The sequence below is a fragment of the Pseudoclavibacter sp. Z016 genome (assembly GCF_002931215.1).
In the GTDB taxonomy this organism is placed as follows: domain Bacteria; phylum Actinomycetota; class Actinomycetes; order Actinomycetales; family Microbacteriaceae; genus Pseudoclavibacter.
Genome location: NZ_PSTU01000008.1, coordinates 208,540 through 225,379, shown reverse-complemented (window position 1 = coordinate 225,379; position 16,840 = coordinate 208,540). Strand labels below are relative to the sequence as shown.

The 16,840-nt window shown below is 70.3% G+C and carries 12 protein-coding genes; 5 read left to right on the top strand and 7 right to left on the bottom strand.

The window, feature by feature from the left end:
- Positions 1-14 precede the first annotated feature (14 nt).
- Positions 15-1,586 (bottom strand): signal recognition particle protein, encoded by a 1,572-nt coding sequence (gene ffh / locus C5B99_RS04750; RefSeq protein WP_104240638.1) that lies wholly within the window; start codon positions 1,584-1,586, stop codon positions 15-17.
- A 79-nt stretch (positions 1,587-1,665) separates the two neighbouring features.
- On the opposite strand from ffh, the gene C5B99_RS04745 reads away from it, so the two are divergent.
- The 3 genes from C5B99_RS04745 (at position 1,666) to C5B99_RS04735 (ending at position 3,788) form a co-directional block, all read left to right on the top strand.
- The gene (locus C5B99_RS04745; RefSeq protein ID WP_104240637.1) at positions 1,666-2,250 is read left to right on the top strand and encodes a gamma carbonic anhydrase family protein; all 585 of its coding nucleotides are present in this window, start codon (positions 1,666-1,668) and stop codon (positions 2,248-2,250) included.
- Between the two features lie 9 nt (positions 2,251-2,259).
- Positions 2,260-2,475 (top strand): SCO4848 family membrane protein, encoded by a 216-nt coding sequence (locus C5B99_RS04740; protein ID WP_104240636.1) that lies wholly within the window; start codon positions 2,260-2,262, stop codon positions 2,473-2,475.
- Positions 2,476-2,582: 107 nt separating this feature from the next.
- Positions 2,583-3,788: a sorbosone dehydrogenase family protein gene (locus C5B99_RS04735; RefSeq protein ID WP_258063065.1), complete on the top strand. Its 1,206-nt coding sequence runs from the start codon at positions 2,583-2,585 to the stop codon at positions 3,786-3,788.
- Between the two features lie 23 nt (positions 3,789-3,811).
- Here C5B99_RS04735 and C5B99_RS04730 read toward each other — a convergent pair whose 3' ends face one another.
- The 4 genes from C5B99_RS04730 to ftsY form a co-directional block, all read right to left on the bottom strand.
- Positions 3,812-5,179, bottom strand: coding sequence for an MFS transporter (locus C5B99_RS04730; RefSeq protein ID WP_104240635.1), 1,368 nt, complete (start codon positions 5,177-5,179; stop codon positions 3,812-3,814).
- Positions 5,180-5,266: 87 nt separating this feature from the next.
- Positions 5,267-5,662 carry a hypothetical protein gene (locus C5B99_RS04725; RefSeq protein WP_104240634.1) on the bottom strand — a complete coding sequence of 132 codons (396 nt, stop codon included), beginning with the start codon at positions 5,660-5,662 and terminating at the stop codon, positions 5,267-5,269.
- A 110-nt stretch (positions 5,663-5,772) separates the two neighbouring features.
- Complete coding sequence (locus C5B99_RS04720; protein ID WP_146081064.1) at positions 5,773-6,204, bottom strand: hypothetical protein; 432 nt, start codon at positions 6,202-6,204, stop codon at positions 5,773-5,775.
- Positions 6,205-6,272: 68 nt separating this feature from the next.
- Positions 6,273-7,148: a signal recognition particle-docking protein FtsY gene (ftsY, locus tag C5B99_RS04715; protein ID WP_104240632.1), complete on the bottom strand. Its 876-nt coding sequence runs from the start codon at positions 7,146-7,148 to the stop codon at positions 6,273-6,275.
- A gap of 100 nt (positions 7,149-7,248) precedes the next feature.
- On the opposite strand from ftsY, the gene C5B99_RS04710 reads away from it, so the two are divergent.
- The gene (locus C5B99_RS04710; protein WP_104240631.1) at positions 7,249-7,815 is read left to right on the top strand and encodes a histidine phosphatase family protein; all 567 of its coding nucleotides are present in this window, start codon (positions 7,249-7,251) and stop codon (positions 7,813-7,815) included.
- Between the two features lie 209 nt (positions 7,816-8,024).
- Positions 8,025-9,128 (top strand): TerC/Alx family metal homeostasis membrane protein, encoded by a 1,104-nt coding sequence (locus C5B99_RS04705; RefSeq protein WP_104240630.1) that lies wholly within the window; start codon positions 8,025-8,027, stop codon positions 9,126-9,128.
- Positions 9,129-10,169: 1,041 nt separating this feature from the next.
- Here C5B99_RS04705 and C5B99_RS04700 read toward each other — a convergent pair.
- Positions 10,170-12,791, bottom strand: a complete 2,622-nt coding sequence (locus C5B99_RS04700) for an RNA helicase (protein ID WP_104240629.1) — start codon at positions 12,789-12,791, stop codon at positions 10,170-10,172.
- Between the two features lie 101 nt (positions 12,792-12,892).
- Positions 12,893-16,813 (bottom strand): AAA family ATPase, encoded by a 3,921-nt coding sequence (locus tag C5B99_RS04695; RefSeq protein WP_104240628.1) that lies wholly within the window; start codon positions 16,811-16,813, stop codon positions 12,893-12,895.
- Positions 16,814-16,840 lie beyond the last annotated feature (27 nt).

Here is a 16,840-nt window from a genome sequence, read left to right as displayed (position 1 = left end):
CCGAGAGCTTGTCGCTAGCCGCGCCCCAGGTACTTCTGGAGCTGCTCGAGCTCGGCCTCGTTCGGCTGACCATCACCGGCCGCCTGGCGCCCGAAGCCCGCGCCACCGAACGCGCCGCCTGGACGCTTCGGAGCCGACGCCTCCTCGATGGCCTGCTGGGCGCGCTTTGCCGGGTTGCCGCTGCGCTTGCCCTGCTGCTTCTTCTTCCCGCCCTTCGCGGGAGCCTTGCGTCCGCCGTGCTGGCCCGGAATGGGACCCATGCCCGGGATCTGCGGGGTGCCGCCGCGGGCGACGGTCTTCATCATCTTCGCCGCCTGCTCGAAGCGCTTGACGAGTTCGTTGACGTCGGTGACCGTGCGGCCGGAACCGCGGGCGATGCGAGCGCGGCGCGAGCCGTTCAGCAGCTTCGGGGTCTGGCGCTCGGCCTTGGTCATCGACTGGATGATCGCCTCGGTGCGGACCAGCTCGCGCTCGTCGAAGTTCTCGAGCGCCTCCTTCATCTGGCCCATGCCCGGGAGCATGCCCATCATCTTCTTGAAGTTGCCGGCCTTGCGCAGCTGCTGCATCTGCTTCAGGAAGTCGTCGAGCGTGAAGTTCTCGGTCGCGAGCTTCCCGGCGATCTCCATCGCCTCGTCCTCGTCGAAGGCCTTCTGAGCCTGCTCGATGAGGCTGAGGATGTCACCCATGTCGAGGATGCGCTTGGCCATGCGGTCGGGGTGGAAGACCTCGAAGTCGTCGAGCCCCTCACCGGTCGACGCGTACATGATGGGGCGCCCGGTGAGCTGCGCAACCGAAAGGGCGGCACCACCGCGGGCGTCGCCGTCGAGCTTCGAGAGCACGACACCCGTGAAGTCGACGCCCTCCTGGAAGGCCTTGGCCGTGGCGACGGCGTCCTGGCCGATCATGGCGTCGATGACGAAGAGCACTTCGTCGGGGCTCGTGGCGCGGCGGATGTCGGCCGCCTGCTTCATGAGCTCCTGGTCGACGCCGAGGCGTCCGGCCGTGTCGATGATGACGACGTCGTGCAGCTTGTCCTTCGCGAAGCGGACGGCATCCGTCGCGACGCGAACCGGGTCGCCGACGCCGTTGCCCGGCTCGGGTGCGTAGACCTGCACGCCGGCCTGCTGGCCGACGACCTGCAGCTGCGTGACGGCGTTCGGGCGCTGCAGGTCGGCGGCGACGAGCAGCGGCGTGTGCTTCTCGCCCGCGAGTCGCTTCGCGAGCTTGCCCGCGAGCGTCGTCTTGCCCGCACCCTGCAGACCGGCGAGCATGATGACCGTCGGCGGCTGCTTCGCGTACTCGATCTGGCGGGTGTCGCCGCCGAGGATGCGCACGAGCTCCTCGTTGACGATCTGCACGACCTGCTGCGCGGGGTTGAGGGCGCGATTGACCTCGTCGCCGAGGGCGCGCTCGCGCACGTGCGCGGCGAAGTCCTTGACCACGGGAAGCGCGACGTCGGCTTCGAGCAGGGCGCGACGGATCTCGCGCACGGTGCCGTCGACGTCGGCGGGCGTGAGCTTGCCCTTGGAGCGGAGGCCGGCGAGCGTCTGCGTCAGCCGGTCAGAGAGGTTCCCGAAAATGGCCATAGTCCGCCCATTTTAGCTGAGGCCGGGGAGTCTGGTGTGCGGGGTGGCCTGAGAGAAGCACAACTGGGATCATCGGAGCATGACCAGCGCTGCTCCCCTGATCCTCCCCTTCGAGGGCAAGACCCCCCGCATCCACGAGACCGCCTGGATCGCGCCTGGCGCCGTCATCATCGGCGACGTCGAGATCGGCCCCGATTCCTCGGTCTGGTACGGCTGCGTCCTGCGAGCGGATGTGGGCGGCCGCATCGTCATCGGCGCACGCTCGAACCTGCAGGACGGCACGGTGGTGCACGTCGAACACGACGTCGACACGATCATCGGGGACGACGTGACGGCGGGCCACCAGGCGCTCCTCCACGGCACGACGATCGCGAACGGATCCCTCATCGGCATGAAGGCGGCGTGCCTGTCCCGCTCGGTGATCGGCACCGGGGCGCTCGTGGCTGCCGGCGCCGTCGTCCTCGAGGGTGCGAGCATCCCCGACCGCGTGCTCGCCGCCGGCGTGCCCGCGAAGGTGCGACGCGAGCTCACACCGGAGGAGAGCCAGGCGTTCATCCCGCACGCCGCCGGCTACGTCGCCCTCGCGAAGCGCCAGAGTCCCGCGAGCGCGGCCGTGACGCTCGGCGAGGCGCGTGGCGGCGAGGAGACGTCGACGCGCCAATAGGCTGGGGGCATGGTCTTCCTCGCAAGCATCGCGCTGCTCGTCGGCGCCGTCTTCAACGTCGTCGTCTGGCCCTCGTTCTACCGGCGAGTCTCGAACGACCCGCGGGCACGCGACGAGAACGGACGCCCGACGCGGTTCCTCACGGTCCACGCCGTCCTGGTGCTCGCGGCTCTTGTCATCGGCATCGCCCAGGCACTGCTCGGCATCCTCCTGCTGACGAACTGACGAACTGACGAGGCGAGCGGAGACCGGACACCGCTGACCCGCGTCGCCGCTCGCGGACCGGGGCCCGACGGGCACGGAGCGCCAGCACAGGCTGCTCGGCTTGACTGGTGGCATCCCTCGTCGACCGATTGGCCACCGTCATGACCAAGCGCACCGCTCCCCTGCTCGCCCTCGCCGCCGTCGCAGCGCTGACGCTCGCCGGATGCGCGCCGACGCCGGAGCAAGCCGAGCCGAGCGCCTCCGCGTCGGCGAGCCCGCCGCCAGCATCCACGACCCAGGCGCCCACGACACCCGAGGCGTCCGGCGAAGAAGCCGGCCCCGTCGCCCCCGTCGGCGACCCACGGGTGGTCACGACCGGGCTCCAGGCGCCCTGGTCGGTCGTCGAGCTCGAGACGGGCGACTTCCTCGTGAGCGAACGCGACACGGGGCAGATCGTCGAGGTGTCCGCCGACGGCTCGAACCCCAACCGCGTCGTCACGACCATCGCCGACGTCGAGCCCGGCGGCGAGGGCGGCCTGCTCGGCCTCGCCATCGCCGGCACGAGCGACGACGAGGCGCAGTGGCTCTACGCGTTCTACACGGCGGCCTCGGACAACCGCATCATGCGCTTCCCCATCACCTGGGAAGGCGGCGTCGGCGTCGGCAGCCCGGAGGTCGTCGTGGACGGCATCGCTAAGGCTGGCAACCACAACGGGGGCAGGCTGGCCATCGGGCCGGACGGCTACCTGTACGCGGCGACCGGCGACGCATCCCAGACCGAACTGGCGCAGGACCAGAACTCGCTCAACGGCAAGATCCTGCGCATGGAGCTCGACGGCTCCCCCGTCGCCGACAACCCCTTCGGCAACCGCGTCTACTCGATGGGCCACCGCAACCCGCAGGGCCTCGCGTTCGATGGCTCCGGGGCGCTGTGGGCGAGCGAGTTCGGGCAGAACACCTGGGACGAGCTGAACAGGATCACGGCGGGCGGCAACTACGGCTGGCCCGTCGTCGAGGGGCAGGGCGACGACGCCACGTTCGTGAACCCCGTGCTGCAGTGGTCGACGAACGAGGCAAGCCCGAGCGGCCTCGCCTACTCGCGCGACACCCTCTTCATGGCGGGGCTGGGCGGCGAGCGGCTCTGGAAGATCGCCATCCCGGAGGCGTCGGAGGCGAGCGACGAAGCGCTCTACGTCGACGAGTTCGGCCGGCTCCGCGACGCGGTCGTGACCTCCTCCGGGAGCCTGCTCGTGCTCACGAACAACACCGACGGGCGCGGGTCACCGCGCGACGGTGACGACACGCTCCTGGAGTTCACGCTCGAAGCATCCTGACCCGCTCCGCGCCGGGGATACGCTCAGCTCGCCGCGGGCGCTGGCTCCGCCTTCGGGTTGCGCACGCCGAGCCACGAGCTGAGCGCGCCGGCGAACAGCAGACCCGCCGTGACGAACATGAGCGGCTGGAAGCTGTCCACGTCGATCGTGCCCCCGGCGATGACGCCGATCATGGCGATCGCGACGAGCCCGGCCACGCGGGAGATGGCGTTGTTCGTCGCCGAGCCGATGCCCGACTGCGCCGTCGGCACGGAGCCGAGGATGGCGGACGTGAGCGGCGCAACCGTCATCGAGAGGCCGAGGGAGAAGACGAGCACGCCGGGCAGCACCTGAGTCCAGTAGTTCACCTCGGCGCCGAGCCCCGAGTACAGGAGGGTGCCGACACCCGCCAGGATCGGCCCGAGCGTCATGAAGAGGCGCGGCCCGAAGCGCCCGCTCAGCGAGCCGAACCACGACGAAAGGGCGACGTTCGCGATCGAGGTCGGCAGCGTCGCCAGCGCCGCGAAGGTCGCGCTGAACCCGGCGACCTGCTGCAGGAAGATGGCGAGCACGAACCCGCCGAGCGACAGCGCCGCGTAGACGAAGACCGTGGCGATGTTGCCGGCCCAGAAGTTGCGGATGCGGAACAGCCCGAGCGGCAGCATCGGATGGGGCGCGCGGGCCTGCCAGACGAGGAACGCGGTGAAGCTCAGCACGCCGAGGACCAGCGGCAGGAGCACCACGGGACTCCCCCACCCGTAGTTGCCCTGCTCGATGAGCGCGAACACCGGCCCGCCGAGGCCCAGGAACCCGAGGACCGCGCCGAGCACGTCGATGCGGCCACCCGAAGGCGCATCGAAGCCGGCGCCGAGGCGGGTGAGCATCCACAGCGTCACGAGGATCGGGATGACGTTGATGCCGAACACGAGCCGCCACGTCAGGTAGTCGGCGGCGAGGCCACCCAGGAACGGGCCGGCGAGGAAGGCCGCGCCCGTCCACGCCGTCCAGGTGCCGATCGCCTTCGCCTGGGCCGCGTCCCGGAATGCCGAGATGATGAGCGCCAGCGAGCTCGGAACGAGCAGCGCACCCGCGACCCCCTGCAGCGCCCGCGCGACGATGACGAACTCGGGAGTCGGCGACAGCGCGATGGCGACGCTCGTCACCCCGAAGCCGATGAGCCCGAACCGCAGGACCGAGATGCGCCCGAACACGTCGGACAGCGAGCCCGCGAGGAGGATGAGCGAGCCGAGGGTGATGAGGTACGCGTCCACGATCCACTGCTGCGTGCCGAGGCCGCCGCCGAGCTCCGAGACCATCGCGGGCAGTGCGACGTTCGTCACCGACCCGTCGAGGAAGGCGACGAAGGACGAGAGGATCGCGATGACGAGGATCTGGCGCTGCTGGCGGGTCACGAGGCAGGCAACCCGTCGCGGCCGCCATTCCTTCCGCGATCCCGCGAATTCGAGGATTTGTCTCGCGGCATGGGAAAACCGAGCGCGCTACACGCTTCGGGCGTCTTCGGGATGCCCCGCACCGTCTGAGCCCCGCTGTGCATCCGCTGCCATACGGCGCAGGATCGACGGCCGCAGCAGCTCGAAGCGCAGCAGCTCCGGCAAGGGCTCGTCGCGGAACACCGGGAGGCTCTTCCACCGCAGTGCGCTGGCGACGGCGTTGGCCGCGACCGCGACGACGACGTAGATGGCGCCAATCCACGTGAACGACGGGAAGGCGAAGCACACCAGGAGCCCAGCACCGATGAGACTCGCCATGGCGAACGCGGTCACCGGCCACGAGGTCACGGGCACCCTCCCGAGCGCGAGGAACACACCGCCGCCGCCCGCGAGCACCACCGCGAGCGCGTAGGCAAGGAACACGAACAGCCCATCCGTCATCATGAGCGACCTCCTCGGCACGTGGCCTGAAGCGTACTCCGGGACGCCGACAAGCCGGTGAGCGTCTCCGACGGGCAGCTCGGGGTGAGGCACGGCGCGGACGCGGACCTGCGCTAGCGCCTCGGACCCCGCTGTCGCCTGGCGCCGGGGGCGGCGCCGCGCCCGCCCTGCCTGCGGCGCCGGTCGTCCTCCAGCTGCACCGCATCCGCGGCCATCCGCCGCAGGATGTCCGGGCGCAGCAGGACAAGCCGGAACAGCTCAGGCAGCCGGGCCCCGCTGAGCTGCGGGAGCCTCCGCCACCGGAGCGCGCTTGTCACCGCGTTCGCGCCGACGACGACCAGCGCGAAGACCACGCCGATCCACGGCGGCGAACCCAGGTCGGACAAGATCAGCAGCACCCCGCCGAGCAGGCTCGCCATCGCGATCACCGTCACCAGCCACGACCGGACCGGCACCCCGCCGACTCCGAGCAGGACCCCGCCGGCTCCCGCGAGGGCCACCGCGAGCGCGGACGAGAGGACAGCGATCATTCCGTCGGGTTCCACAGCAGGCTCCTCCTTCTCCTCCGCGGAGGGAGTCCACCAGACTCCCTCCCCTCATCGATCAGCGACGGTCAGCCGACGAGCTTCTCCGCGAACACGTGAGGTGTGAAGCCGGCGAGGTCGTTGATGCCCTCACCCTGGCCGATGAGCTTGATGGGCAGGCCCGTGCGCTCCTGCACGGCCAGCACGAAGCCGCCCTTGGCGGATCCGTCGAGCTTCGTCACGACGAGGCCCGTCACGCCGGCATGCTGGATGAACGCCTCGGCCTGCGCGACACCGTTCTGCCCCGTCGTCGCGTCCAGGACGAGCAGGACCTCCGAGATGGGGGCGAGCTTCTCGACCACGCGGCGGATCTTCGACAGCTCGTCCATGAGGCCGCTCTTCGTCTGCAGGCGGCCAGCCGTATCGATGACCACCATCTCGAGCCCCTCGCGCATGGCGATCTCCACCGCCTGATAGGCGACGGAGGCCGGATCCTGGCCGTGCTGCTGCGGGCGCACGATGCCCGCGCCGGCGCGCTGCGCCCACGTCGCGAGCTGGTCCACGGCGGCCGCGCGGAACGTGTCGGCCGCCGCGACGACCACCGTGCGGCCGTTGATGCGCAGGAAGTTCGCGAACTTGCCGATCGTCGTCGTCTTGCCGACGCCGTTCACCCCGACCACGAGCGTCACCGCGGGACGCTCCCGGAGGTTCAGCGTCGTGTCGAACTTCGACAGACGCTCCTCGATGAGCTCGCGGAGCATCCGCTTCAGGTCCTTGGGGTCCTCCGTGTGGAACCGATCGACCTGGTCGCGCAGCTGCTCGACGATCTCGTCGGTGATGTCGGGCCCGAAATCGGCCGTGATCAGCGCCTCCTCGAGGTCGTCCCACGTCGTCTCATCGATCTTCTGCCTGCCGAACATGCCGCGCAGAGCGCCGGACAGTGACCAGGGAGTGCGTTCAGCCATGTGCCAAGCGTAGTCAGCGCTCTGACACCATGGGAGTTCGCCCCTCAGCCAACGGCAGAATCCTGATCAGGCAGCGGGCGGAATCCTCGAACGGAGCACTATGCGCATCGGCCTCATCCGCCACGGCGAAACCGACTGGAACGCGACCGGACTCCTGCAGGGAGCCACCGACATCCCGCTGAACTCCCGGGGCCTCGACCAGGCGAACGACGCGGCTGGGCTGCTCGTCGGCCAGGGCTGGAGCCACCTCTACAGCTCCCCGCTGTCGCGTGCGCGAACCACGGCCGAGATCATCGGCCAGGGCACTGGCCTCGGAGCCCCCACGCTGCTGCCCGGCATCATCGAGCGCAGCTTCGGGGAGCTCGAGGGGCAGAAGTACTGGATGCCGGACGGCACGCGTCGTCCGCTCGATCACCCGAGCATCGAGCCGACCGGCGTCGTCGTCGAGCGGTCGCTGGCCGCCATCGCGCAAGTCGCCGCAGCGCACCCCGACGAGGACTCGCTCATCGTCTGCCACGGCAGCGTCATCCGCCTCGTGCTCACCTCGATCCTCGGCGCCCAGGCTCCCCACATCGGAAACCTCGCCCTCAGCATCCTGCGCCCAGGCGCCGATGGGGCCCTCGTCGTGACCCTCCTGAACGGCTACCCACTCGTCCCGACCCCGTAGCCGCCCCTCGCCTTCGCTCACAGCTTCGATCCCGCCCCTGGTGCCGCCCCTCTCGCGGTGTACTATGAGCTTCGTTGAAGGGGAGTATTCCTCCTGCGGCGCGCTCGTCATCACGGCGACTGTCATCAGTCACCCGGGCGCGTCGGTCGGTTTCTGCCGACGGAAGAGACCTTCGGCCGATTCGCCGAACTCACCCCTCCGGAGGACCCGTGGACGTTCCCATTTGGATCTGGGCGGTGACCATTGCCGTGGTCATCGGCTTCTTCGTATTCGACTTCTTCACGCACGTGAAGACGCCGCACGAACCGAGCCTCAAGGAAGCCGGCTGGTGGTCGATCTTCTACATCGCGCTCGCCGTCGTCTTCATGGTCGCGCTCGGCTTCGTGTGGGACTGGCAGCACGCGGGCGAGTTCATCGCCGGCTACACCACTGAGAAGGCGCTGTCCGTCGACAACCTCTTCATCTTCCTCATCATCATGACGAGCTTCAAGGTGCCGAAGATCGCGCAGCAGAAGGCGCTGCTCATCGGCATCGCCATCGCGCTCGTCATGCGCTTCGCCTTCATCATCGCGGGCGCCGCGATCCTCGAAGCCTGGGTCTCCGTCTTCTACATCTTCGCCGCCTGGCTGCTCTACATGGCCGTCAAGCAGGCCATCGACTCCTTCAAGGACGAAGAGCCCGAGATGCCCAAGTGGGTCGGCCTCGTGCGCAAGATCATCCCCGCCAGCGAGCACTACGACGGCGACAAGTGGAAGATCCTCGAGAACGGCAAGAAGGTCTGGACGCCGCTCATCCTGGTCATCGTGGCCCTCGGCTTCACCGACCTACTCTTCGCGCTCGACTCCATCCCCGCCATCTTCGGCATCACGCAGGAGCCCTACCTCGTCTTCATGGCGAACGCGTTCGCGCTCATGGGCCTTCGCCAGCTGTACTTCCTCATCGGCGGACTCCTCGAGCGTCTGGTCTTCCTTGACCTCGGCCTCGCGTTCATCCTCGGCTTCATCGGCGTGAAGCTCATGTTCCACGCCCTCCACGAGAACGAGCTGCCGTTCATCAACGGCGGAGAGCCGCTCCTCTGGATCCCCGAGATTCCGATCTGGCTGTCGCTCACGTTCATCTTCGGCGTGCTCATCGTCGCCACGATCGCGAGCATCATCTACACCCGCGCCAAGGGTGACGACGCACCGAGCACCGTCGGCTCGGCGGCTGGCGGCCCGGAGGCCGCTGCTGCAGGCGTCGAGGGCACCACGCCGGACGCTGCGGAGGCCACGGACGCGGCCCCCGTCGCGAGCAGCGAGCCCGACCGCCGCTAGTCGGGGCCCGACAGACACCAGCAACGCCGAAACCGGATGCACGCGCCAGTCGCGAGCATCCGGTTTCGTCGTCTGTGCTGAGGGGAACGTCTGTGCTGATGGGAGCGGTCTGTGCTGATGGGAGCGAGGGAGCCGCGAGAGCGGGGACCTGTGCGCCCTCCGGTGCCCCGCTGCAGACCTGGGGTCCGCGCATCCGCGTGCCTCGCTGTGGGTGCGTGACCCCCAGGTCTGCGGATGCACTGGCACAGACCTGTGGCACAAGCACCTGGCCCCGGTCAGGCACGTGCGCAACCCCTAGGCCTGCGGACGCACTGGCACAAACCTGTGGCACAAGCACCTGGACTCGGCCAGGCGCCTGCGCAACCCCCAGGTCTGCGGACGCACTGGCACAGACCTGTGGCACAGGCACCTGACGCAGACCGGAAGCCTGCGCAAGCCCCAGGCCTGCAGACGCACTGGCACAAACCTGTGGCACACGCACCTGAGCTCAGCCAGCCGCCTGCACAAGCCCCAGGCCTGCAGACGCGCGAGCACAGACCTGTGGCACAAGCACCCGAGCTCAGCCAGGCGCGTGCGCAAGCCCCGGGTCTGCAGACGCGCCGGCACAGACCTGTGGCACAGGCACCTGGACTCGGCCAGCCGCCTGCACAAGCCCCAGGTCTGCAGAAGGCTGCAGCACAGACCTGTGGCACACGCACCGGAGCTCGGTCAAGCGGGTGCGCAACCCCCTGGTCTGCGGACGCACCGGCACAGACCTATGTCACAAGCACCTGGACTCGGCCAGCCGCCTGCACAAGCCCCAGGTCTGCAGAAGGCTGCAGCACAGACCTGTGGAGCACGCACCGGAACTCGGTCAAGCGGGTGCACAAGCCCCAGGTCTGCGGAACGTCCCGGAGGACACCCCTGGCGCGTGGCCGGAGTGCCGCCGCGCTTGGCACGCGGCGCGCAGTAGGCAGCGCCCGGCAGGCGGCGCCCAGCAGGCCGCGCTTGGTGGGCAGCGCCCAGCAGGCAGCGCCCGGCAGGCAGCGCCCGGCGCGCGGCTTAGAGCCGCGCGACCTCGGTGACACGCACGATGGCCTCGCCCGCCTCGTGCGACTCGGCGAGGTCCACCTCGGCGCGGATGCGCCAGTCGTGGTCGCCCGCCGGGTCGTCGATGATTTGTTCCACACGCCACACGCCGCTCCAGAGTCCGCCGGACTGGCGCCCCTCGGAGTCGTCGATCGTGAGGAGCTTCGGCGACCTGGCGGCCGCATCCACCCCCATCGTGTCGTGGTCGGCGAAGTAGTCGTCGAGGGCCTTCGACCAGTCGACGTCGGGGTCGAGCTCGCTGAGCGCCTCGTCTCGCTCGAGGGCCGCGAGCTGCACGCGGCGGAACATCTCGTTGCGCACGAGCACCGTGAAGGCGCGGCGGTTGCCGACGACACTGGGGGGCGCGGGAGGCACGACCGGTTCGTCGCTCGCGGCCTGCTGCTCCGGGTCGACGAGGGAGGCCCACTCGTCGATGAGGCTCGAGTCGACCTGGCGGACGAGCTCGCCGAGCCACTCGATGATGTCGAGCAGCTCCTCTGTCTTCGCCTCGTCCGGCACCGTCTGGCGGATCGCCTTGTACGCGTCGCTCAGGTAGCGGAGCACGAGCCCCTCGCTGCGCATGAGCTGGTAGAAGTTCACGTACTCCGCGAAGCTCATGGCCCGCTCGAACATGTCGCGCACCACGGACTTCGGCGAGAGCTCGAAGTCGCGCACCCACGGCTCGTGCTGCGCGAACAGCTCGAACGACTGGGCGAGCAGGCCCTCGAGCGGCTTCGGGTGCGTGATCTCCTCGAGTCGCTCCATGCGCTCGTCGTACTCGATGCCGTCGGCCTTCATCTGTGCGACTGCCTCGCCTCGCGCCTTGAACTGCTGCTGCGAGAGCACGGGGCGCGGGTCGTCGAGGGTGGCCTCGATGATGCTGACCACGTCGAGCGCGTAGTGGCCGGATCCGACGGCGCCCTCGCCGCTCGTGTTCTCCTCGGAGCCGCGGTCGCCGGGGGCAGCCTCCGCCTCCGGGTCGAGCAGCTCGATGGCGGCGAGCGCAAACGGCGACAGGGGCTGGTTGAGGGCGAAGTTCGCCTGCAGGTCGACGGTCAGCGTGATGCGACCCTGCCGGCCGATCTCGACGATGCCGGCGGTCACGAGCGTGCGGAAGATGCCGATCGCGCGCAACGCCAGCTCCCGCTGACGGGCAGGCTTCTCGTGGTTGTCGTAGACGAGTCTCTTGGCGTTGCCGAAGACGTCTCCCCCACGAGCGATGACGTTGATGATCATCGACGCCGTGATGTGCATGTGCGAGGTGAGCGGCTCAGGCTCGGCAGACACGAGCTTCTCGAACGACTTCTCACCCCACGAGACGAAGCCCTGGGGCGCCTTCTTCTTGACGATGCGCTTGCGCTTCTTCTCGTCGTCTCCGGCCTTGCGCACGGCTGCGGCATTCTCGATCTCGTGCTCGGGCGCCTCGACGACGACCGTGCCTGCCGTGTCGTAACCCGCGCGTCCGGCACGCCCCGCGATCTGGTGGAACTCGCGCGCCGAGAGGTGCCGCATCCGCTGCCCGTCGAACTTCGCGAGCGCCGTGATGAGCACCGTGCGGATGGGCACGTTGATGCCGACACCGAGGGTGTCGGTTCCGCAGATGACCCGCAGGAGGCCCTTCTGCGCGAGCGTCTCGACGAGGCGTCGGTAGCGGGGCAGCATGCCGGCGTGATGCACGCCGATGCCGGCGCGCACGTACCGGGACAGCACCTTGCCGAACGCGGTCGTGAAGCGGAAGCCGCCGATCGCATCGGCGATGGCATCGCGTCCGGCCCGGTCGACGACCTTCAGGCTCGACAGCGCCTGCGCGCGCTCGATGGCAGCCGCCTGCGAGAAGTGCACGATGTAGATGGGCGTCTTGCGCTCCTCCACGAGCTTCTCGACGGTCTCGTGCGTCGGCGCGACCACGTACGAGAAGTCGAGCGGCACGGGGCGCTCGACGCCCGTCACGAGGGACACGTCGCGCTGCGTGCGCCGCTCGAGGTCCTCGACGATCTCGGTGACATCGCCGAGGGTCGCCGACATGAGCAGGAACTGCACGTCGGGCAGCATGAGCAGCGGCAGCTGCCACGCCCACCCACGGTCGGGGTCGCCGTAGTAGTGGAACTCGTCCATGACGACCTGGTCGACGTCGGCGTCGGAGCCTTGGCGCAGGGCGAGGTTCGCGAGGATCTCGGCGGTGCAGCAGATGATGGGCGCGTCCGGGTTCACGGAGCTGTCGCCCGTGACCATGCCCACGTTCGCGGCGCCGAAGATCTCGACGAGGGCGAAGAACTTCTCGCTCACGAGCGCCTTGATCGGCGCCGTGTAGTAGCTGCGGCCGCCCTGCGCGAGGCAGGCGGCATGGGCCGCGATCGCGACCAGCGACTTGCCCGTGCCCGTCGGCGTCGAGAGGATCACGTGCGCCTCGGAGACCAGCTCCATGACGGCTTCCTCCTGCGCCGGGTACATCGTGATGCCGCGGCTCGTCGTCCACAGCTCGAACGCCTCGAACATGGAGTCCGCGTCGTACGGGTCGGGCAGGAGCGTCACGAGGCCCAGCTTGGGCTCGGGGATGGCGGGGGCTGGGGCGGAGGTGCCGTCGACGGAAGTCATTGCCTCCATCGTCCCACGCCGGGCGCGCCGCGGGCTGCGGGGGCGCGGGCGCGGGCGGCAAGAGGCAGGCAGGCAGGCAGGCAGCGGCCGCGGGGCGGCGCTCAGGCGGCGGGCTGGTCCTCGCTGCGGTGGATGCGCTGGCCCACGACGGCAGACACGCCGTCCTGCCGCATCGAGACGCCGTAGAGGGCGTCGGCGATCTCCATCGTGCGCTTCTGGTGGGTGATGACGATGAGCTGGCTGGACGCGCGGAGCTCCTCGAAGACCGCGAGGAGTCGACCGAGGTTGGCGTCGTCGAGGGCGGCCTCGACCTCATCCATGATGTAGAACGGGCTGGGCCTGGCCTTGAAGATGGACACGAGGATCGCGACCGCCGCGAGCGAGCGCTCGCCGCCGGAGAGAAGCGAGAGGCGCTCGATCTTCTTGCCGGCCGGCCGCACCGAGACCTCGATGCCCGTCGTGAGCATGTCGTCGGGGGCGGTGAGCGTGATGTCGCCGGAGCCGCCGGGGAAGAGGATCGGGAAGACCGTGTGGAACGCGGCTCGGGTGTCTTCGAAGGCGGCCTCGAAGACGGTGCGCATGCGCTCGTCGATGTCGCCCACGATGCGCAGCAGGTCGGCCTTCGTCGCCGCGAGGTCGTCGAGCTGGTCGGCGAGGAACGCGTGCCGCTGCTCGAGCGCCGCGAACTCCTCGAGCGCCAGCGGGTTGATGCGGCCGAGTGTGGACATCTTGCGCTCTGCCGCGGCGAGACGCGCCTGCTGCTCCGCGCGAACGAACGGCACGCCCACGAACTCCTCCTCGGCGTCCCCCTCGAGAGTCGCGGCGAGGTCGTCGTCGAGCTGCTCGGCGAGCGCGGGGACGGCCCCGGCCGAGATCGCTGCCGCGGCCTGGGCGGCGGTGCTGCTCTCGACCTGCTCGGTGGTGGCGTCGGAGTGCTCGGCGCTGTCGGTGTCTGTGGCGCTGGCGGCGCTGGACGCACTCGGCTGGCCGGCTGTGTCAGCGGCCTCGCCCTCCCTCACAGCCCCCACGGCCTCGACTACGCCGCTCGCCGCCGCCGAGTCCTCGGCTTCTGCGGCCGCCTCGCCCTCGCCCGCAACCTCGTGCCTGGCTCGCTGCTCGGCGAGCGCGGAGGCGATGCGCTCGGCCTTGGCGCGGAGCGCGTCGTCGTCCGCCGGCACGAGCTGGTCGGGACCGTACTCGGCGACGAGGACCGCCTCGGCGAGGCGCAGCTCGCTCGCTGCCCGCTCGAGGGTGGAGCGCAGGGAGCTCTTCTTCTCGTAGATCTGCAGCTCGATCGAGTGCACGTCCTCGGTGATCTCGCTGAGGCGCGCTCGCAGCTGCTGCTCCGTCTGGCGGAGCTGGCCGAGCTCCTCGTGCTGGGCGGCGCGCTCGCGCTCGGCTTCGGCGAGCTGCTGCTGGGCTTCGGCGAGCGACGCCTGGACGGCTGCGGTGAGGCTCGGGATGGCGGCGAGCACGCGCTCGGTCTGGGCGAGTTCGGCGCGGCGCACGACCGTCTCCCTGGCGGCCTTGTCGGCAGCCTGGCGGTCGGCGTCGAGCTGACGGACGAGGGATTCGGCGCGAAGCCGCTCGCTTCGGGACCGCTCGCGCAGGGTCTCGAGCTGCAGCCGGGCCTCGACCTCGGCTTCACGCGCACGTTCGACGGCGGCGTTGGCGTCGACGCGCGCCGAGGAGTCGAGCTCGGGGCGCGGGAGGGCTTCGTGCTCGGCGAGCGCCGCCTTCGCGGCGAGCGCCGCCTGCTCTGCGGCTTCGACGCCGCTCGAGGCGAGGTCGAAGGCCTTCGCGGCGCGCGCGAGCTCGGCGCTGCCCGCATCCACTCGCGCGCTGGCCCGGTTGAGCTGCTCTCGCTCGGCGGCGAGGGCGCCGTCGAAGGCGCGGAGGGCGTCGAGCGTGCGCTTCGCCTCGGCCTTCGCCGCCTGCGACGCGGCCCGGTGCTCGGCGAGCGCGAGCGCCGCCTGGTCGAGTTCGTCCGTGACCACGGTGAGGCGCGCGGATGCTCGGTCGCGGGCGGCAAGCAGCTCGAGGCGGCTGGTGCCCTCCTCCGCGAACCCGCCGCGGAGCGAGGTGCTCGTGACGACCTCGCCTGCTCTGGTGACGACGGTGAGCCCCGCGCCTGCGGGGGCCGCGGCATCCGAGGACACCAGCGCGGCCATCGCCGCGCGTGCCTCGTCGAGCGTCTCGCTGACGTGCACGTGGGCGAGCAGGGCGGTGATGGCGGGTGGCCCCTGCACCAGAGCTGCCGCGGGGCGGAGGCCCTCCGGCAGCGTCGGGTTCGTGGAACCCGCCTGGATGGGCCCGCCCTCGCCGAGTTCGGCGACGATCTCGACGAGCCCGAGCTTCTCCCCCGTGGCGTGGGCGAGCACTCGGAACGCGGCATCCGCGTTGCTCGCGAGGACCGCATCGGCCGTCGATCCGAGGGCGGCGGCGATGGCGGCCTCGTAGCCCTCGTCGATGCGGAGGTGCTCGGCGACGGGGCCTTCGACCCCCTCGAGGCGTGCGGCGAGGAGCGCGGCGGTGCCGTCTTTCGCGGCTGTCGCGAGGGTGAGCGCCTGCACGCGCGCCTGGAGGGCGTCGCGCTCTCGCTCGAGCTCGTGGGCGCGGGTGCGTCCGGCGTCGAGAGCCTGCTCTGCTTCACGCTGTGCCGCCTCGGCTCGCTTGTAGGCGGCGTCGAGCTCGCTCGAGTCGGAGGCGCTCTGGACTGCGGTCGCGTCGAGCTCCTCCTTCGCTTTCGTCGCCTGCGCGAGGCGGTCGCTTGCAGCGTCGCGCGCGTTGCGCTGCCTGAGCACCTCGCCCCGCACGGACGCCAGCTTCGAGGCGGCAGTGTCGGCGGCGCCGCGCAGCTCGCTGCGGCTGAGGTCGTAGGCGGAGATCCGGGTCGCCTGGGCCTGGATCTCGACGTCGATGCGGTCGAGGGCGGCACGCGCATCCTGCGTGGCGAGCTTCGTCGCCTCCCAGAGCGCCTCGGCCTCGGCGGCACGCCCCGCGAGCGCCTCCGTCTCCCGGCGCGCTGCGTCCACCGCCTCGAGGGTCACGGTCGGCACGAACGCCGGCGACTCGAGGCGCGAGACGAGGAGCCCCTTGCGCTGCGAGGCGAGCGCGTTGAGGTTCTGGATGCGTTCGCGCACGCTCTCGAGGTCGAACACGACGCGGCGCGCACCGTCGGCAGCGTCTCCGCGGTTCTCGGCGGCGAGCAGCTCGGCCCGGTTGAGGGCGGCCGTGAGCTTCTCCTGCAGCACGACCCGCTCCTCGGAGCGCTCCTGCTCGATGCCGGTCGCGAGCCGGAGGGCCGCGCGCAGCTGCACGATGTCGTCGGCGAGCAGGCGAGCCTTCGCGTCGCGGGCGATGGCCTGGATGCCCTGCGCTCGCCTCGCGATGTCGGCCTGCCGGGAGAGGGGTTTCAGCTGCCGGCGCACCTCGTTCGTGAGGTCACGCAGGCGCGTGAGGTTGGCCTCCATGGCCTCGAGCTTGCGCACCGTCTTCTCCTTGCGGCGGCGGTGCTTGAGGATCCCGGCTGCCTCCTCGATGAAGCCTCGGCGCTCCTCCGGCGTCGCGCGGAGCACGGCGTCGAGGCGTCCCTGCCCGACGATGACGTGCATCTCCTTGCCGAGACCGGTGTCGCTCAGCAGCTCCTGCACGTCGAGCAGCCGAACGCCGTCGCCGTTGATGGCGTACTCGGAACCGCCGTTGCGGAACAGGGTGCGACGGATCGTCACCTCGCTGTACTCGATGGGGAGCATCCCGTCGGCGTTGTCGATCGTGAGCGTCACCTCGGCGCGGCCCAGCGGCCCGCGGGTCGCGGTTCCGGCGAAGATGACGTCCTCCATCTTGCCGCCGCGGAGGCTCTTCGCGCCCTGCTCGCCCATCACCCAGGCGAGCGCATCCACGACGTTCGACTTGCCTGAGCCGTTCGGCCCGACGACGCACGTGACCCCGGGCTCGAGCGCGAGCGTCGTCGGCTGCGCGAACGACTTGAAGCCCTTCATCGTGAGGCTCTTCAGATGCATGCGCGCTCGCTGGCCTCTCGCTGGTGG